At 70.0% G+C, this 17,577-nt stretch carries 15 protein-coding genes; 5 read left to right on the plus strand and 10 right to left on the minus strand.

Annotated features, from left to right (window positions below; genetic code table 11):
• The first annotated feature begins 66 nt into the window (after nt 1-66).
• On the plus strand, nt 67-2,115 hold the full coding sequence (locus tag AC36XV_RS08160) for a molybdopterin-containing oxidoreductase family protein (RefSeq protein WP_492203189.1): 2,049 nt from the start codon (nt 67-69) through the stop codon (nt 2,113-2,115).
• A gap of 1 nt (nt 2,116) precedes the next feature.
• Nucleotides 2,117-3,502 carry a DmsC/YnfH family molybdoenzyme membrane anchor subunit gene (locus AC36XV_RS08165; protein ID WP_492203190.1) on the plus strand — a complete coding sequence of 462 codons (1,386 nt, stop codon included), beginning with the start codon at nt 2,117-2,119 and terminating at the stop codon, nt 3,500-3,502.
• A 13-nt stretch (nt 3,503-3,515) separates the two neighbouring features.
• On the opposite strand, the gene AC36XV_RS08170 is transcribed toward AC36XV_RS08165, so the two are convergent.
• From AC36XV_RS08170 to AC36XV_RS08215, 10 genes are all read right to left on the minus strand, one after another.
• On the minus strand, nt 3,516-3,863 hold the full coding sequence (locus AC36XV_RS08170; protein ID WP_492203191.1) for a phage holin family protein: 348 nt from the start codon (nt 3,861-3,863) through the stop codon (nt 3,516-3,518).
• 117 nt (nt 3,864-3,980) lie between these two features.
• Entirely contained in the window at nt 3,981-4,730 is a 750-nt protein-coding gene (gene pyrF / locus AC36XV_RS08175) for an orotidine-5'-phosphate decarboxylase (protein ID WP_492203192.1), read from the minus strand.
• Nucleotide 4,731: 1 nt separating this feature from the next.
• On the minus strand, nt 4,732-5,658 hold the full coding sequence (locus AC36XV_RS08180) for a dihydroorotate dehydrogenase (RefSeq protein ID WP_492203193.1): 927 nt from the start codon (nt 5,656-5,658) through the stop codon (nt 4,732-4,734).
• Nucleotides 5,646-6,425 carry an iron-sulfur cluster-binding protein gene (locus tag AC36XV_RS08185; RefSeq protein WP_492203194.1) on the minus strand — a complete coding sequence of 260 codons (780 nt, stop codon included), beginning with the start codon at nt 6,423-6,425 and terminating at the stop codon, nt 5,646-5,648. Before AC36XV_RS08185 ends, AC36XV_RS08180 begins: the two co-directional genes overlap by 13 nt.
• Nucleotides 6,425-7,909, minus strand: coding sequence for a hypothetical protein (locus AC36XV_RS08190; protein WP_492203195.1), 1,485 nt, complete (start codon nt 7,907-7,909; stop codon nt 6,425-6,427). Before AC36XV_RS08190 ends, AC36XV_RS08185 begins: the two co-directional genes overlap by 1 nt.
• The gene (locus AC36XV_RS08195) at nt 7,906-9,063 is read right to left on the minus strand and encodes an N-acetylmuramoyl-L-alanine amidase family protein (protein ID WP_492203196.1); all 1,158 of its coding nucleotides are present in this window, start codon (nt 9,061-9,063) and stop codon (nt 7,906-7,908) included. The genes AC36XV_RS08190 and AC36XV_RS08195 overlap by 4 nt, the downstream gene beginning before the upstream one ends.
• A gap of 73 nt (nt 9,064-9,136) precedes the next feature.
• Nucleotides 9,137-9,613, minus strand: a complete 477-nt coding sequence (gene smpB, locus AC36XV_RS08200; protein WP_492203197.1) for an SsrA-binding protein SmpB — start codon at nt 9,611-9,613, stop codon at nt 9,137-9,139.
• 87 nt (nt 9,614-9,700) lie between these two features.
• Nucleotides 9,701-10,648 (minus strand): YihY/virulence factor BrkB family protein, encoded by a 948-nt coding sequence (locus tag AC36XV_RS08205; protein ID WP_492203198.1) that lies wholly within the window; start codon nt 10,646-10,648, stop codon nt 9,701-9,703.
• A 54-nt stretch (nt 10,649-10,702) separates the two neighbouring features.
• Nucleotides 10,703-11,206, minus strand: coding sequence for a YtxH domain-containing protein (locus AC36XV_RS08210; RefSeq protein ID WP_492203199.1), 504 nt, complete (start codon nt 11,204-11,206; stop codon nt 10,703-10,705).
• Nucleotides 11,207-11,313: 107 nt separating this feature from the next.
• Nucleotides 11,314-12,837 (minus strand): M20/M25/M40 family metallo-hydrolase, encoded by a 1,524-nt coding sequence (locus AC36XV_RS08215; protein ID WP_492203200.1) that lies wholly within the window; start codon nt 12,835-12,837, stop codon nt 11,314-11,316.
• Between the two features lie 230 nt (nt 12,838-13,067).
• Here AC36XV_RS08215 and AC36XV_RS08220 point away from each other — a divergent pair, with 230 nt between their 5' ends.
• The 3 genes from AC36XV_RS08220 to AC36XV_RS08230 form a co-directional block, all read left to right on the plus strand.
• Nucleotides 13,068-14,030, plus strand: coding sequence for a DUF58 domain-containing protein (locus AC36XV_RS08220; RefSeq protein ID WP_492203201.1), 963 nt, complete (start codon nt 13,068-13,070; stop codon nt 14,028-14,030).
• Entirely contained in the window at nt 14,027-15,955 is a 1,929-nt protein-coding gene (locus AC36XV_RS08225; protein ID WP_492203202.1) for a BatA domain-containing protein, read from the plus strand. Before AC36XV_RS08220 ends, AC36XV_RS08225 begins: the two co-directional genes overlap by 4 nt.
• Nucleotides 15,952-17,577: CarD family transcriptional regulator (locus AC36XV_RS08230; RefSeq protein ID WP_492203203.1), on the plus strand; the 1,626-nt coding region annotated here is incomplete at its 3' end. The genes AC36XV_RS08225 and AC36XV_RS08230, both read left to right, overlap by 4 nt.

Genomic DNA, 17,577 nt, shown 5'->3' on the forward strand with positions numbered 1-17,577 from the left:
CATCCCCCGGCTCGACGCAACATGGCGGAGAGCACGCGGGATTCCCCCCGAGGAGAGAATCCGGATATGCCCGTGTACACCACGGCCTGCCCGAGAAACTGCTACAGCACCTGCGGGATGCGGGTACACGTGGAGGACGGGGAGATCCGTCGCATCGAGCCGCATGCCGGCAATCATGCCACGCCGGAAGGCGTGTGCCTCAAGGGCTTGAGCTACGTGGAGCGCGTTCGGTCCCCCGATCGAATCCTCGCGCCGCTCCGCCGCACTCCGTCCGGCGACTTCGATCCCGTGAGCTGGGACGAGGCGCTCGACGAGGTCGCCGATCGCCTGCGCCGGATCCGGGACTCGGACGGGGCCCGGGCCCTCCTCTACTACGCCGGCAGCGGCACCAAGGGCCTCCTGAACGGAGCGGGGCTCGAGCTGTGGCGACTGTATGGAGGGTGCACGACCACGTACGGCGACCTGTGCTGGCCGGCGGGCCTCGAGGCCACTCGGCTCACCCTGGGCGACAACCGGCACAACGCGCCCTGGGACATCGCGCGCGCCCGGCTCATCGTCATGTGGGGCAAGAACGCCGCCGAGACGAACATCCACCAGATGCCGTTCATCCAGGATGCCCGGGAGGCGGGCGCCCGGCTGGTGGTGATCGATCCGCGGCGCACGGAGAGCACGGATTCCGCGGACCTCTGGCTCCGCCCCCGCCCGGGCACCGACGGCGCCCTGGCACTCGCGGTCGGTGGCGAGATCATCCGGGCGGGAAACGTGGACCCGGCGTTCGTACGCGACCACGTGCACGGGTTCGACGAGTACTCGGCCGTGGCGCTCGAGACGAGCCCCGGCTGGGCGGCCGACATCTGCGAGATCCCCGAGGCGGACGTGCGGGAGCTCGCGCGGTGGATCGGGACCCTCGAGCCGCTGACGATCACGGCCGGATACGGAATGCAGCGTTACACCAACGCAGGCCAGACCATCCGCGCGATCCTCGCCCTGCTGGCGATCACCGGAAACGTCGGGCGGCCAGGCGCGGGCTGGGTGTACGCCAACCTCCAGAGCCACATCTTCGATTCGGTGCGCGACCCGGTCGCCTGCTACCCGCCCGAGAGACCGGACGGCGTGGTACGGGTCTCGGTGTCCACGGCTCGCCTCGGCCGCGACATGCTGGCTCAGCGAGACCCGCCGCTCCGGATGGCCTGGGTCGAGCGAGGCAATCCGGTCACGCAGAACCCGGACACGAACCGCGTGCTCGAGGCGTTCCGGTCGCTCGACTTCGTGGTCGTGGTCGACCAGTTCCTCACGGACACGGCGCGGGAGGCCGACCTGGTTCTTCCCGCCAAGAGCATGTTCGAACAGACCGACGTGATCGGCGCGTACTGGCACCCCTACCTGCAGCTCCGGCAGAAGGTGCTCGAGCCCCCCGGCGAGGTGAGACCCGAGACGGAGATCTACCGCGCCCTCGCACCGCGGCTCGGCATCGGTCTCGATCGTCTGGAAGGCCGGATCCCGGGCCCGTCGGACGCCGAGGTCGAGGCGTTCCTGGAGGCGAAGCTGGCCCCGTTCGAAGGGATTTCGCTCGACCGCCTGCGCGAGGGTCCGCTGCTGCCGCCGGGACACGAGGAGGTCGCCTTCGCCGATCTCGCCTTCCCGACGTCCACGGGCCGGATCGAGCTCGTCTCGGTGGAGGCGGTGGAGCGCTGGGGTGTCGACCGGCTTCCGCGCTACGCGGAGCCGGAGGAATCGAGTCGCCGGGCAGGGCCCGGCTCCGACTACCCCCTGTACCTGATGACTCCGAACACCAAGAACCGGATTCATTCGCAGTTCGGGAACCTCCGGATGATCCGCCGGGTGGATCCCGGACCGGCCGTGCACGTGCATCCCTCCGACGCGGCCCCCCGCGGCATCGAGACCGGGTCCAGGGTGCGCGTGTTCAACGCGAGGGGCGAGTTCACCTTCCCGGCCCGCATCGATCCGGGTCTCAAGCCGGGGTGCGTGAGCGTGACGAACGGCTGGTGGATCCAGGAGGGTGGAACCGTGAACTTCTGCTCCCCGGCACAGGAGACGGACATGGGCCACGGCGCGGCCTTCCACGACAACCTCGTCGAGGTCGAGGCGCTCTGAGATGCCGGCCGCGTTCACCTTCGACCCCAACCGCTGTACCGGTTGCCGGGCCTGCGAGCTCGCCTGTTCGATCGAAAACGGGCTCGGACCGGAGCGGAGCTGGCGGAACGTGGTGACCTTCAACCCGGAGGGGCTTCCGGGGGCCCCGCGATATCACCTGTCGCTGGCCTGCAATCACTGCGCCGAGCCGGCCTGCATGTACGCCTGTCCCGCGCTCGCGTACTCCCGCGACTCCGGAACCGGGGCCGTGCTTCTGGATCCGGATCGATGCATCGGGTGTCGATACTGCGCCTGGGCCTGCCCGTACGGGGCCCCCGCGTTCGAGGAAGAGCGGGGAGTGATGGGGAAGTGCACCTTCTGCTCCCACCGGTTGAGCGATGGGCTGAAGCCGGCGTGCACCACCCTCTGCCCGACGGGTGCGCTCGACTTCGCAGAGGTTCCACCACGGGAGCTCGTGAACGCGGTCGCGGGCTTCCCGCAGACCCAGCTCGCTCCGTCGATTCGCATCGCCGAGCCTCGGCGCCGCACGGCGAGCCCCGCGGAGGGCGGGTCGAGCGCCGGGCTCGTCGAGCCGCTGCACGGAGCCGGTCCGTCCGCTCCGGACATCTCGTTGCGGACGGAGGGATCGCTCGCCGCCTTCACCTTTCTCACCGCGCTGCTCTTTGCGCTGTTCGTCGCGGCCGGCGGCGGCGCCTTCCCTCTTCCGGCCCTCGTCTTCGCCTCCGTCGGCGCGATCGCCGCCGGACTCAGCCTCTCGCATCTTGGCCGTCCCCGGCGGGCCTGGCGGGCCGGGCTCAACCTCCGCCGATCCTGGCTGAGCCGGGAGGTGATGGGCTTCGGTCTCTTCGCCGTCGGCGGCACCGCGTTCCTCGCCACCGGCCTGCCGGGAAACCCGGCGTTCGGCGGCGCCGTCGCCGTGACCGGCCTGTTCACCCTCTTCGCGGCCGACCAGGTCTACCGACCGGTCTACCATGGACCGAATCCCTCCCTCGATCCGGGCGGGGCCCTCATCACCGGGCTCTACCTGGCCGGTCTGATGCTCGGCAGCGCCTGGCTCTCGGCAGGCCCGTGGGCGGTGAAGGTGGCAGGCGAGCTTCGCCGTGCGCGGGATGCGCGTCTCGGAGGGTCCCGGGAAAGGTCGGCGGAGGGGCCGGCAGGGGGGCTCCTGCCGGACGGGCTCGCATGGACCCGGGTGGCGCTGGGCCTCCTCCTCCCGGCGGTGGCGTGGATGTGGACGGGCGCTCCGCCCTCCCCCTGGATCGTGGGCCTCGTGATCCTGGCGGAGATCCTCGGAAGAGCGGGATTCTACCTCAGGCTCGAACCGCGCTCGCCCACACGGCAGGCTCGAACGGACCTGGCCCGCCGACTGCGGGAGCCGGCGGGCTGACGTCGGGTGGGGCTCAGAGGATCCAGCCGACCAGCAGGTTTCCGATCGTCAGCAGGGCCGCGCCCCAGAAGGCCGGCCCGAAGCCGCGGACCTTGAAGCCCGGGACGAGGGCCGCGGTGATCCACAGCATCATCGCGTTGATCAACCAGCGGATCAGCCACCAGAGCAGTCCGAAGGTCAGGATGTTGATCGGGAGAGCCAGGAGGGCAGCGATCGGCGCGAGGAACGCGTTGGCGAGCCCCAGCACGGCGGCAGCGATCAGCGCGGCCCCGAAGCCCTCGACTTCCACACCGTCCACGATCTTGGCGACCACGACCAGAAGCACCGCGGTGACGACAAGAGCCAGGATGAACGCCAGCATCGGGAACGACTCCTTTCGTTGTTGGGTCGGCCGTCCGGTTCACGGCCTCGCACACGCTCTACGCGATCGACGGCCGCGGGGTTTCGAACCGGCGGAGGGCGAGCGCCCGCCGACCGCTCATCCCAGCTGCGCGCGGATCCGGGCCAGGGCCTCCGCCGGGTCGGGGGATCGTGTGATCGATCGCCCCACCACGATGAAGTCGGCGCCCGCCGCCCGGGCGACCGCCGGCGTGGCGACCCGCTTCTGGTCGGCAGACGTCTCGCCCTCCAATCGAATGCCGGGCGTTACGACCAGGAAGTCGTTTCCGCACGCCAGCTTCACGGCCCTGCACTCGTGCACGGAGGAGACCGCCCCGTCGATTCCGCTCTCCCGGGCGAGCCCGGCGAGCCGGCCCACGGTGGCCTCGACGTCCGCGCCCGGGCCCATCACGCCGGCCAGAGATGCGTCGTCGATCGAGGTGAGAACGGTGATCGCCAGCAGGCGGATCTCGCCACCCGATCGGTCGCGCTCCTCGCGCGCGGCGTCGGTCGCTGCGCGGAGCATCGCTTCGCCGCCGGAGGCATGCAGGGTGAGCAGATCGACGCCCATGGCGGCCGCCGCCCGTGTGGCCCCGGCCACGGTGTTCGGGATGTCGTGAAGCTTGAGGTCCAGGAAGACGTGGTGCCCCTCCCCGACCAGCCGGTGAACCACGGGCGGTCCCCCCCGCGTGAACAGCTCGAGGCCGACCTTGTACCAGGTGCCCTCCGGAAGCCTGGCCACGAACCGGTGCGCGGCCTCGGCTTCGGGGAAGTCCAGCGCCACGATCACTTCGGGTGAGCCGATGCCGGCCGACGGATCGATCCCGCCCGTTTTCGGGTCTCCGCTCATGTCACTCGCGTTCCGGGAGGGTGAGGGCGCCCACGAGATCCCCGAGGCGCTCGATCCCGTGCCGCTCCATGTACTCCTCGATCTCCCGCTGGATCTGCACCGGCGCGGACGGGTCCACGAACAGCGCCGTGCCCACCTGCACCAGGCAGGCCCCGGCGAGCAGGTACTGCAGGGCGTCCCGCCCCGAGCGGATGCCACCGATCCCCACCACCGGAATCGACACCGAACCCGCCGCGCGCCAGGTGAGGTAGACGCCCATGGGCAGGATGGCCGGACCGCTCACCCCTCCGCTCACGTTGCCGATCACCGGTCGCCGGGCCTCCACGTCGATCAGCATGCCGGGAAAGGTGTTGATCGTGCTGAGCCCATCGGCGCCGGCCTCTTCGCAGACTCTCGCGAACACGGAGATGTCGGGCACATTCGGAGTGAGCTTGATCACCAGCGGACGCTCGGTGAGTCCCCGGAGCCGACTCACCAGCGCTGCGAGTGCCTTGCGGTCCGTTCCGAACATCGTGCCGTCCGCCACGTTCGGACACGACACGTTGATCTCGAACCCCAGGAATCCCGACTCCCCGTCGAGCCCCGAGACCACGGCGGCGAAATCGTCCACCGAGTGACCGACCACGTTGATCAGGACGCGGGAGGCGCTGAGGTGGCTCCGGAGCCACGGCAGCTTTTCGGCTTTGAACCGCTCCAGGCCCACGTTCTGAAGACCGATCGCGTTGATCATTCCGCCCGGCGTCTCGGCGACCCGATGGGGCGGATTCCCCTCGCGGGGCTCCCGGCTCACCGCCTTCGTGACCAGCCCGCCGATCTCCTCGAGCGGGATCAGCCCGGCGTACTCCTCCCCATATCCGCAGGTGCCCGACGCCAGGAGGACCGGGCTCTGAAACTCCGTCCCGAAGACCCGCTGGCTCAGGTCGGCCATGACAGCTCCCGCGCATCGAAGACCGGGCCTTCCGTGCAGGACTTGATCCACGCCCCATCGGCGGATCGCACCACGCAGCCCTGACACGTTCCGACGCCGCAACCCATGTGCTCCTCGACCGAAACCTGGAGGGGAAGACCGGCCGCCTCGGCGAGGGCGGCGCACGCCTGGAGCATCGGTCCGGGCCCACAGGCGAGGAGCTGGGGACGATCCGACAGGTCGAGGTCGTCGATCACGAGGCCCTTCCGACCCCGAGAGCCATCCTCGGTCCTGATATCGGGCTCGACCCCGGTGATCGTCTCGATCAGCGCCGGCTCGAACACCCGGCTCCCGGTCCGCTCGCCGTATACGATCCGCACATCGCCGCCGTCGAGCCGTGACTCGGCGCCGACGAACAGGAAGGGCGCCAGCCCTACGCCGCCCGCGAGGCACAGGACGGGACGGTCCGACGCCAGGCGGAAGGGACGTCCGAGCGGACCGAGCAACAGCAGCCGGTCTCCCGTCTCGGCCCTGGCCAGCCACGCGGTCCCCTCTCCGAACACGCGCACCAGGAAGCCGAGACGCCCGGCGGCCGTCCGGGCTCCGATGCTGAAAGGACGCGGCAGAAACGGGGCGGCCACATCACGAAGCCCCTTTCCGAGCATGACGAACTGCCCGGGGCGCGCGTCGGCGGCCACCTCGGGACACTCGACCTCGATCCATACGGTGTCCTCGGCCGCCCTGCGGACCTCGGTCACGGTCCCCCATTCACGCGCCGGAGCCGTCATCAGTTCTGAATCTCTTCGTCCTCGGGCTCGGTGGGCGTCTCCGGCGCCTCCCGGGCCACGGTGTCGGCTGCCGTGGGATCGTACAGCACCTGGATCTCCATGATACGCCTCTGAAGGTCCGCCTCGGCCAGCATGTACATCGAGTCGGCGATCGCACCCGGATCATCGGGCCGCAACGCGAGGCGGTAGGGGTCGTCGGCCGGGAGCGACTCGAGCCGGCGCCGGAGCTCCGCATCCGTCTCGGGTCCGCGATCGACCACCCACGACGGGTCGGGCGGGTGCCCCGAAACGCTCAGCGCCCCGAAGATCGCCTTGGCCGCCCACGGTGAATCCGGATCTTCCTGCAGGTAGAGAAGATAGTTGCCGCGGGCCAGGGCAGGCGCCTGCAGGCCGAGCTCGGCGACCTCCGCGGCTCGCAGAAGCGCCTCGGCCGCGGAGGCTCCGCGGCTGGCGTACGCCTCCTCGAGCCCCTGGAACTCGACCGCGGCCATGTTCCACATCATGGCCCTCTGCCGGAGCTCCTGGCGACTGGCCCGGCGAGCCGCCTGGAGGGTGCGAACCAGCTCCGCGACCTCCTCGGGACGGTCCGCCCCGGCGAGTCGCATCTCGGCCACGTACCAGGCGGCATCCGCGGCCGACTGGCTGGTCGCGGACGCCGCCATGGCCGAATCGAACGAAGCCAGCGCCGACGAATCCCGCCCGAGCGCGATCAGGGCCCGACCGGCGATCAGGTGAAATCCCGCCCTCCGGGTCGCCGGGGCCCCCGGTTCCGCCAGCAGTCCGGCGACCATCGAATCGACGACGAGCGGAGCGAGCCGGGCCAGCGAGTCCGCGTGGAGGTAGAGCGGTGACTGGGGACTCGGGCTCGCGTCCGACAGCAGGCGCCCCGTGACGTCGGCCGACCGACCGTAGTCCCCGATGTCACGCAGCGCGATGGCCAGCGTCAGGCTTCCCTCGGGCGACAGGGATACGGAGTTGGCAGCCGCCTCGAGGTCCTCGGCCGCCAGTGAGGGCTCCTCGAGCTGCTGTCTGGCCAGCCCACGGGCGAACAGGAACTGCGCCTCGTCCTCGGCGGACAGGTCGGACGCCAGGGCCAAGGACAGGACCGAGTCCGCTTCTCCGAACAGGCCGAGCCGCTCGAGGGCGACGCCCCGGAGGCCGAGCGCCTCGGCCCGATGCACGGGATCGGCGGCCAGCTCCTCCGCCAGGATCGAGGTCTGAGCGGCGGACTCCCACAACCGATTCGACAGCTCGGCCCGGGTCTTGAGAATGGCCGCGTCATCCGCGTACTTGCTGTCCGGATGATCCTCGACGATCCGACCCGTCTTCTCGATCACGCTGTCGAAGTGGACTCTCGCGACGACCTCGGACTGCTCCCGGGCCAGTCGAACGCCTTCATCGTATTCGCGGTTGGCGTCGTACAGCGCGTTGAAGTAGACGCAGCCGGCCAGCGACAGGATCCCGACCACGGAGAGGGCTCTCAACCGCGACCCTCGGTGGCCGCGATCCGCCGGCCCGTGTCGTCCAGGAATCGCTCGATCGTGTCGGCCAGGGCCCGGGCGATGCGATCCTGCCGCTCCGCACTTCGCAGCTGTCGCTCGTCCGCGCTGTTGGTGATGTAGCCGAGCTCGACGAGCACCGCCGGCAGCAGGCCGGGCGTCATCAGGACGTAGTAGGGTCCCCGACGGGCCCCGCGATCCGGACCGTCGATCGCGCCGCGGAGGCCGTTCTGGATGTGACCGGCGAGGATACGCGACTCCCTCCGGTACGCGTCCCGATCCACGGTGGCCAGGATGATCTCGAGCTGCTCGAGGTTCGGCGGCTCGGCTCCCTCCTCGAGCTCGATCACCGCATTCTCCCGGCGAGCCACGGCCAGGGCGTCCTCGGTCCGGGCCTGGCCCAGGTGGTACGTGGTGAACCCGCGTGCCGAGCTGCCCCCCGCCGGCTGGGCATCCACGTGAATCGAGATGAACAGGTCGGCATCCCACTGCACGGCCAGGCTGGGCCTCTCCATGACCTCGACGAACTCGTCCGAGTCGCGGGTCAGGAGCGGCTCGATCCCACCCCGGCGGCTGAGCTCCTCGGCCAGCTTGCGGGACACCGCCAGCGTGATGTCCTTCTCCCGGGTCCCGGTCCGCGGGCTGATCGTACCCGGGTCCACGCCTCCGTGGCCCGCATCGATGACGACCCGCCAGGGTCCGGGCCTCCGTGCGCCCGGGGTCGGCCGGTCGTCCGGCAGTACGGCTGCCGCAGGCACCAGGCCGGAAGCACCGGACGCCTCCCGTGACGGCTGCCGGGCGACCCCGGGAAGCCACTCGGAGAACAGCTCGAGCGGCACCCACAGCTCGCCATCGGCCTGGTACGGAACGTTGGCGAGCTGGAAGACGATCTCTCCGTGCCGTCCGAACGGAGAGCCCGCGCGAAGCTCGATCGGCGACCCGGCCACCTCGCCGGTCGCCATGCCGTCACGCTGGAAGGAACCCGACACGACGGCCCCCGGGACGCGGCTCCACGGCACGGCCTCGTACCCATGGTGGCTCGCCACCTCGACTCGATAGGAAGCGCCGTCGAATTCGACCCGTTCGGCCGTGGGCTGGCCGGCCACCGGAGGGGCCGCGAGGACGGCCCATGCCACCATCGCCGCTCCGGAGAGCAGGAAGCCGCGGGATGTACGTCCCCCGCGTCCGCATCGACCCGTCACCATCCGACCCTCATTCCCCGTCCCTGCTGCGTTGCAATGCACGCTCGACCTCCCGCCGCATGGCGTCCTTCTTGAGGCTGTGTCTCTTGTCGTGCAGCTTCTTCCCCCTGGCCACCCCAAGGGTCACCTTGGCCCGGCCGCGGGTGAAGTGCAGGTCCAGCGGTACCAGCGTGAACCCCCGCTCGGCCGTCTTCACGGCCAGGCGCTCGAGCTCTCGCCGGTGCACCAGGAGCTTCCTGCGTCGAAGGGGATCGGGCGCGTCGATGTGGGCCAGCTCGTACGGGCTGATGTGCAGATTGTGGAGCCAGAGCTCCCCATCTTCCACCGCCGCGTACGCGTCGTTGAAGCTCGCCCTGCCCGCCCGGAGCGATTTCACCTCCGGTCCCTTCAGCACGAGGCCCGCCTCGAGCTCGTCGAGAACTTCGAACTCGTGTCGGGCCTTTCTGTTCCGCAGGACGATCTTTCGGCCGCCGGCCGATCGCGTCACCTGACCTCCCGAGCCGCACGGCGGATGGACGAGACGGCGCAAATCTAGGTGGAAAGGGGGGTGCGCGCTACAGGGAGACGGTCAGTTTCAGTGCTGATCGAACATCACGCGCTGGCGCCGCATGACGGACCGCTGCCCGTAGACCTTGGCCACCTCCCCACCCAGCACGAAGATCACCGCCGCGTAGTAGAGCGACACGACCAGCACGATCAGGGTGGCGAAGGCGAAGAAGACCTGGCTGAAGTCGGCGACTTCGGAGAGGTACCAGCTCAGGGCGCCCTTCAGCAGCTCGAAACCGACCGCCGAGAAGACGGCGGCGACGGCCGCGATCCGCCAGCTCAGCCGTGAGGTCGGGACGAACTTGTAGATCAGCAGGAACATCAGGAAGATGACCCCGTACGCGGTCGCGTACCCCAGCAGCTGCAGCGCCTGTGCCGTGGGAAGCCCGAGCTGCTCGATGATCTGCCGCCCCACCGCCGTCAGCGTGGTGGTGATCCCGATGTTGGCCGTCAGCAGCACGCTGGCGATCACCACCATCTTCACGTCGATGATCTTCCCCTTGATGATCCCGGGTCCCTCCCGCAGGTCGAAGACCTCCTCGAGCACCGTCCGGAGCGATCCGAACAACCGGGTGGAAAACCACACGAACAGGACGCCGCTGATGATGCCGACGGATCGCGACGATTCCACGATGTCCGTGAGCTGTGCCCTCAGCTGCTCCTCGGTGGCCTGATTGACGGGCATGAGCTGGGCCAGCCACTCCATGACCGCGTTTTCCGGTGTGGCGATCCGCGGGGCGAGAACGATCCCGGCGAGCGAGAGCAACAGGATCAGGAAAGGGATCGCGGCGAGCAGCAGGCTGAACGTCAGCCCGCCGGCGAGGAAGAAGATGTTGTCGGTCGCCGCCTGGTCGTAGACCTCGCGCACATACTCCCAGGCGCCACGCAGGCCGCGCCCGAACCCGGGGACGTGGCGGGCCCCGGACTCGGAAGGCCGGCCCGGGGCGCTGTCCGGTATCGGCGGCCGCGCCGTCACCGGGCGTCCGCGGACGTCCGGTGGTTCACCATCGCCATGTCCCTGCAGCGCGGGTCAGTCCGCGGCCGGTTCTTCGACGGCCTCGGCGTCCTCGGCCAGCTCTTCGGCCGCTTCTTCCGTGAGCTGGGCGACTCGCTGCCGATACTCCTCCTTGCTCTCGGCCACTCGTTTCTCGAGGTCTTCACGAGCCTTGCGGGCCGTCTCACGCCCCAGCTTCACGGCCTCTTCCGCCTGGTTCTTACGCTGCTTGAGGTCTTCCCGGGCCGACTCGACACGATCGCCGAGATCACCGCGAACCCGCTGCACGCGGTCCTCCACGTCATCGCGCACCCTGTGGTACCTATCCTCGACGTCATCACGCATGAGCTGAAGGCGGTCCTCGGCCTCGTCCCGGATGCGCTTCATCCGGTCCCGGATCTCGGCCTTGGTCTCCTCGCCCGACTTGGGCGCGTACAGGAGGGCGACCACGGCGCCGAGGATGGTTCCTCCGAGAAAGGCGCCGAGACCCGAGCCTCGCCGCTCCACGATCACCACGGGGGTGTCGTCGTTGTGTGTCATGGGGGTCCGTCCTCACTGTGGAATGAGCCGAAGCGCCGGCACCTCGCCGGCGCATCCGGTCGATGTTTCAATCTATTCCCCGCGGAGGGGGCGTTCAACTTGGCGGATCAGGACCTCGGAGTTTCCACCACCCGCTCGTACGCCTCCGGATCCCAGGCCGGCGGCTCGTCCGCGTTCGCCACGTCCAGTCCGAGGTAGAAGACGAGCCGGCCGATCCTCGCCATCTTCTCGTAGTCGATCAGCTCCACTTCGTCGCCCGGTCGATGGTATTCGTCATGCGTGCCGTTGAAGAAGAAGAGGATGGGTACGCCCCGACGCGCGAAGTTGTAATGATCCGAGCGCGTGTAGAAGCTCTCCTCCGGCCACAGGTCGTCGATCACCGCCATGTCGAGCTCCGGGTGCTCGGCGGAGATCCGCTCCACCTGGGGTCCGAGCGAGGACTCGCCCTTGCCGATCACCACGATCGTGTCGGACCAGTTTCGCCCCACCATGTCCAGGTTGAGGTTGGCGACCGTGCTCTCCAGGGGAAAGGTGGGATTCTCGGCATAGTGCCGGGAACCGAGCAGGCCCTTCTCCTCGCCGCTCACCAGCAGGAAGACGATCGATCGGCGGGGCGCCTCGTCCAGGCTGGCGAAGGCGCGTGCCACCTCGAGAACGGTCACGGTGCCGGACCCGTCGTCGTCCGCTCCGTTGTAGATGGAATCTCCGTCCACCGCCCGACCGACGCCGACGTGATCCATGTGTGCGGTGATGAGCACGTACTCGTCCGCCAGTTCGGGATCGGAGCCCTCGAGCAGCGCGATCGTATTGGGCGCTTCCTCGATCTCGATATCCGCGGCGGTCGCGATCGTGGCGTCCCACTCGTCCTGCAGGGCGCCGGCCGTCACCTGCGTCGCCAGCGAGGCCGGAAGCGCCCCCTGTCCCACGAACACGACCGGTACGGCGTCGGGCTCGGGCTCGCCGTAGACGACCCTCGACTCACCGAGGAACTCGCGGAACCTCTCGAATTGGGACTCGGGAACGTCGAGTACGATCATGATGCCGGCCGGACTGGCGGCCCGAATGGCGCCCCGCAGCCTCCCGCCGAAGATCTGCCGGATGTTCGCGGGCGTCACGCGAAGCAGGGCGATCTTGCCGGAGGCGGCTGGCATGCCTTCCGCGTCTTCGACCAGCACGAGCTCGGCCGAGGCCTCCGCGCTGGGTGCACTGGCCTGGACGAAGTACTGCTCGCCGTACTCCAGATCCCAGCCTCCCGCCCCACTCGAGATCCGAAGCTGCTGCCGATCGGCCGGGGCCGGTGACACCCGGGTCATCGGATAGGACTGGACAAAGCCATCGCCCGCACCCGGCTCGAGACCCATCTGCTCGAACTGTTCGGCCAGATACACGGCGGTGGCCGTGAGCTCGGGGCTCGGCGTGTCCCTGCCCCGCATCGAGTCGTGGGCGATCACTCCGAGCTGAAGTCGCAGACCGTCCGGCGTGATCACGCCGGCGGCGATCGAGGCTTCCTCGTCGGACCCGTCCGCCATCTGTCCGAAAGCCGTGGACGCTGTAATCAGAAGGGCCGCGAGGCCGAGAGGCAGCGTGCGCCGCCAGCGATTCGTGAGCATCGACTCCCTGTCCTTTCCCATTCCCGTTCTGGATTCCGCGACGGGCTCCGGAGCGCCTCCGGGGACCACCCGCGCAGCCGGCAACCTGTCGCTTCCGGAACTTCACCGCACGCCCGGTGTGCCAGTCGTGAGCCGACCGTCCGGGTCGGGGTTGCGATTCCCGGTTCCGCACCTCCATCTACGGAGCGCTCCCGGAGCGCCCCGGGGTCTGTACACCCCTCACACGAGAGGACAACACCCGAGTAGTCGGAATGGATGCGATAAGTTCCCCCCACGGCTCGGAGCCCGCGGCTCGTGAGGCCGCACGCGCGAGCCGGCGAACCGCCGAGCGGCTCGATCCGGCCCACCTCGCCTCGCTCGGCAACCTCGAGTTCATCGCGCGGTCCGTGGTGGAGGGGTTCCTGATCGGATTGCACCGGTCGCCGCACCGCGGGTTCTCGGTGGAGTTCGCCGAGAACCGGCCCTACGTCCCCGGCGACGACGTCCGGCACATCGACTGGCGGATGTACGCCCGCTCCGATCGATACTACGTGAAGCAGTACGAGGAACAGACGCATCTCCGCGCGTGCCTCGTCATCGACGTCAGCCGGTCGATGGACTGGAGCTCGGATCCCGGGCGACTGCTCACGAAGCTGGAGTACGCACGGCTGGTCACCGGGTCGCTGGCGTATCTCCTGTTGAGGCAGGGGGACGCGGCCGGGCTGACGGCCTTCGACGATCGGGTCCGGGTCCGCGTGCCCCCGCGCGGTGGGCGACGGCACCTCAACGCGCTGCTCGGGGCCCTCTCCGACCTCCGGCCGTCGGGGATCACCGACGCGGAGGGCGCGATCCGGGAGGTGGCTCTTCGTATGGGAAGGCGCGGACTGGTGGTCCTCGTCTCCGATCTGCTGGTGGACACGGAGGAGACGCTGCGCGCGCTCAAGTTTCTCCGGCACCGGGGACATGAGGTCCTCGTATTTCACGTCATGGACCCGGGAGAACGCGATCTCCCGTCCGCCGGCGACGCCGTCTTTTTCGACCCGGAGAACACGGCGGAGATCCGGGTCGATGCCGCCGGCCTCCGGTCGGCGTATCGGGAGGCGGTGCGAGAGGCCGTGCGCGACTGGCGGATGGAGTGCCGCCGCATGGGCGCGGATTACCACCTGTTCCTCACGGACGCACCGCTCGGACCGGTCCTCGGTGAGTACCTCGAGAAGAGATCGAGACTCGGATGAGCCTGCTGACGCCCTGGGCTCTTGCCCTGGCGGGGGCCGCCGCGATCCCCCTCCTCCTTCACCTGCTGCGGCGGGACACCCGGCGGCGGATGGCCTTCCCGGCGGTTCGGTATCTGCGACGGGCGCACGAGGCGAGCGCGAAACGCCTCGCCGTCCGGGATCGCCTGCTCCTCCTCGTCCGGGTGAGTCTCGTCGCCCTGGTCGCCGCTGCAGCGGCCGGGCCGCTCGTCGGCCGCGGCGGGGCGGCGGACCACGCACCGACCGACCTGGCGCTGGTGATCGACAACTCCGGCAGCATGAGCCGCCTCGACGAAGACCGGACCCTGCTCGAACGTCAGCGAACCCGGGCGCTCGGCCTGGTCGCGGCCGCACGCTCGGGAGACCGGTTCTGGGTGCTCCCGGCCGTCGGCCCGGTCCTGGCTCACGGCGTCCCGGCGGACGAGGCGAGGCAGGCGGTCGAGGACGTCCGGCAGACGGATGCGCGCGCGAACCTGCCGATCCGGACCCGTGAGGCGCTCCGTCTCCTGCCACCCGCCGGCGAGCGACCGCGGGAGATCGTGGTGTTCTCCGATTTCCAGGCGACCTCCGCCTCGGCTCGGGCGCCTTCCCTGCCGGAGGACATCCGGCTGGTCGCTTCCCTCGTGAGCGCGTCCCCGGAGAACCAGGCCATCCTTCGGCTGGACATCGATCCCCCCGCCCCGGGGTCGGAGGGGGCGGCGCGGGTGCGCGTCGGATCGTTGGAGAGCGGCGATACGGTCGACGTGAGACTGGCGGTGGATGGGCGGACGACCGCGCTCGGTCGTGCGGCGCCCGGCGAGGAGATCCTGCTCCGGTTCGTCGCGCCCGGAACGGGCGAACACGAGGTCGCCGTGGAGATCCCCCCGTCCGGACTGCGCTCGGACGATCGACGGTCCGCGGTGTTTCGACCCGGGCTCCGCCCGGCTCTCCGACACCTGGGGCCCGCCGACGGCTACCTGGCGCGCGCCCTCGCCACCCTGGCCGCCGCCGGGCGGGTACGGCTCGCCGGCCCGGGAGAGGAGGCGGCCGCCCGCGTCGTCGAAGGGGTCCCACCCGGAGATCTGCCGGGCCCGAATCCAGCCGCCTGGATTCTGGCCCCGCCGGCGGACGTCGGGCTGCTGGGACGCTTCAACGCGTCGCTGGGCCGGCTGGGAGTCCCGTGGAGAGTGGATCTGAGTTCCTCCCGGGGAGACACGGGTCTGCCTCCCGTTTCGGGAGTTCCCGACCTCCAGTCCGTGCAGCTCTCCACTCCGTATCGGCTCGAGAGCCTGGGCACCGATTCGGCGGTCGTCCGCGCTACGGACGGAACTCCCTTCGTGGTCGCCGGAACGCTCGAGGAAGGCCGGGGAGAACGGCGCTACGTTCTGATCGGTGCTCCGTGGGTCGAGGGCCACACGGACCTCCCGCTTCGCGCCGCCATGGTGCCGTTCGTCCAGAAGGTCCTGTTCGACTGGGCGGGGCTCGGGGGCGTGCTGCCCGAGCCGACCGAAGCCGGCTCCCCGGTTCTCCTGTCCGCCGGCGCCGACTCCGTGCAGTCGCCGGGCGGCGAGACCGTCCGGGTGGACGGCGGTGCTCCCTTCGTCCCTCTGGAGTCCGGCATCTACACGGTGTTCGAGCGGGACGGCACACCCACACGTCTGGCCGTGACCGTCCCCCGAATGGAGTCGGATCTCCGCCCGCTGGCCAGGGAGGCGATCGGCCCGGCGTTCGGGACCGCCCGTGTGGCTCTCGCCGACTCCGAACCGGAGTGGAACCGGGCGATGTTCGGAAGCCGCCGCGGAGCGCCCGTGGCGCCATGGCTGCTCGCCCTCGCCCTGGCCCTGGCCTGTCTCGAGGGGGTCCTGGCGACCCCTTCGGACCGGATGGGCGCGAGGACCGTGCGGCGCGCGGCCGGGAGGCGGGCGTGATCACTCGCAGCTTCGAGGCGCTCCTCCGAAGTCGGCCGGACCTCCAGTGGCCGGATGTCGGAGAGCATTTCCGGGTCGCCGGCCTGCCCGGGGCTGGACCGGCGCTCCTGGCTTCGGCGCTCCGGGCTTCCACGACGCGGCAGATCGTGCTCGTGACGGACACCCCGGGCGAGGCGGAGCTTCGGTTCGCGGACCTGGAGACGCTCGGGGCGGCCGGACGGGCCCGGTACCTGCCCCAGCGAGAGACGCTTCCGTACGAGGAGGCGGATCCGCACGTCGAGATCTCCAGCCAGCGTGCCGACGCGATCGCCGCGCTCCTGACCCGGAAGGCGGGCATCCTCGTCACGACCTCCCGCGGGCTCGTGGAGCGGATGCCCGTCGGGACGTCGGGCGACTTCGGGCTCCGGCTCGCCGTCGGTCAGACGTGGAACCGCTCGAAGCTGGCCGAGCGCCTCGATTCGATGGGGTTCGAGGCGACGAGCGGCGTGCGCGAACTGGGCGATTACGTGATCCGCGGCGGCATCGTCGACGTGTTCCCGTTCGGCTTCGATGAGCCCCTGCGCATCGAGCTGTGGGACGACCGCGTCGAGTCGCTCCGGCACTTCGACCTTCTGTCGCAGCGCTCCACCGGGACGCTGGAGGAGATCTCCATTCTCCCGGTGGTCCTGTCCGCCGGGCTGATCGAGGACTCGGGGGAGTCGGTAGAGCGCCGCAGCGTGCTCGAGCTGCTTCCGGAGCGCTCGCTCCTCCTCCTCGAGGGACCGGCGGCTTCGGCCTCCCGGCGCGAGCGTCTGTGGGCCGAAGTCCGCGAGGCACGATCGGAGATCTACGACGATCGGGTCCTCGGCGCGGAGCAGCTCGTCGTTCCGCCGGGCGAAGCCGAGGAGAGGATCGCGCGGTTCGCCACCATCGAGATCTCGGACACCCCCGACGAGCAAACGGTGCACCTCGGCCTCGAGCCTCCGCCTCCCGTACGGCGGCAGATCGGCCTCCTGGTGGACGAGATCCGGGCATCCTCGGACCGGGGCGACCGGGTGCTCATCCTGTGCGACAGCTCCGGGCAGATCGAGCGTCTGCAGGAGATCCTCGAGGACGCGGCGGGCCGGACGCTGGCCAGCCGGGTGGAGATCGCGATCGGCGGACTGAGCGGAGGGTTCCGCATCCCGGGGCCGCAGCGCCTGCTCGTCCTCACCGATCACGAGATCTTCGCGAGATCACGCCGGGTGAGGCGGCAGCGGAGGCTGCACGGGGTGGCCCCGCTGGAGTCCATCGCGTCGCTCACCCCGGGCGACTACGTGGTGCACCTGGAGCACGGCATCGGCCGTTTCGACGGACTCGAAAGAGTGGTCGTCGGCGACGAGACGGTGGAGACGCTCAAGATCGAGTACGCCGAGGGAGAGATCCTCCGCGTGCCTCACTACCGGCTCGACCTGATCGAGAAGTGGACGGGCGTGGGAGAGGTGGAGGAGTCGGTCCGCCCGCCGGCGGTGCACAAGCTGGGCGGGAAGAAGTGGAAGAAGCTCCGGAGCCGGACGGAGGAGTCGATCCGGGCCATGGCGACCGAGCTGCTCGAGCTGTACGCGCATCGGCGGGTCAGCGAGGGGTTCGCCTTCAGTCCGGAC

It is taken from the genome of Candidatus Benthicola sp. (genome assembly GCF_058719085.1).

What these genes read in the sequence shown, in the direction of transcription:
- AC36XV_RS08160 (WP_492203189.1), top strand. Translation starts at nt 67, where the DNA reads ATGCCCGTGTACACCACGGCCTGCCCGAGAAACTGCTACAGCACCTGC.
- AC36XV_RS08165 (WP_492203190.1), top strand. Translation starts at nt 2,117, where the DNA reads ATGCCGGCCGCGTTCACCTTCGACCCCAACCGCTGTACCGGTTGCCGG.
- AC36XV_RS08170 (WP_492203191.1), bottom strand. Translation starts at nt 3,863, where the DNA reads ATGCTGGCGTTCATCCTGGCTCTTGTCGTCACCGCGGTGCTTCTGGTC.
- pyrF (WP_492203192.1), bottom strand. Translation starts at nt 4,730, where the DNA reads ATGAGCGGAGACCCGAAAACGGGCGGGATCGATCCGTCGGCCGGCATC.
- AC36XV_RS08180 (WP_492203193.1), bottom strand. Translation starts at nt 5,658, where the DNA reads ATGGCCGACCTGAGCCAGCGGGTCTTCGGGACGGAGTTTCAGAGCCCG.
- AC36XV_RS08185 (WP_492203194.1), bottom strand. Translation starts at nt 6,425, where the DNA reads ATGACGGCTCCGGCGCGTGAATGGGGGACCGTGACCGAGGTCCGCAGG.
- AC36XV_RS08195 (WP_492203196.1), bottom strand. Translation starts at nt 9,063, where the DNA reads ATGGTGGCATGGGCCGTCCTCGCGGCCCCTCCGGTGGCCGGCCAGCCC.
- AC36XV_RS08210 (WP_492203199.1), bottom strand. Translation starts at nt 11,206, where the DNA reads ATGACACACAACGACGACACCCCCGTGGTGATCGTGGAGCGGCGAGGC.
- AC36XV_RS08215 (WP_492203200.1), bottom strand. Translation starts at nt 12,837, where the DNA reads ATGGGAAAGGACAGGGAGTCGATGCTCACGAATCGCTGGCGGCGCACG.
- AC36XV_RS08220 (WP_492203201.1), top strand. Translation starts at nt 13,068, where the DNA reads ATGGATGCGATAAGTTCCCCCCACGGCTCGGAGCCCGCGGCTCGTGAG.
- AC36XV_RS08225 (WP_492203202.1), top strand. Translation starts at nt 14,027, where the DNA reads ATGAGCCTGCTGACGCCCTGGGCTCTTGCCCTGGCGGGGGCCGCCGCG.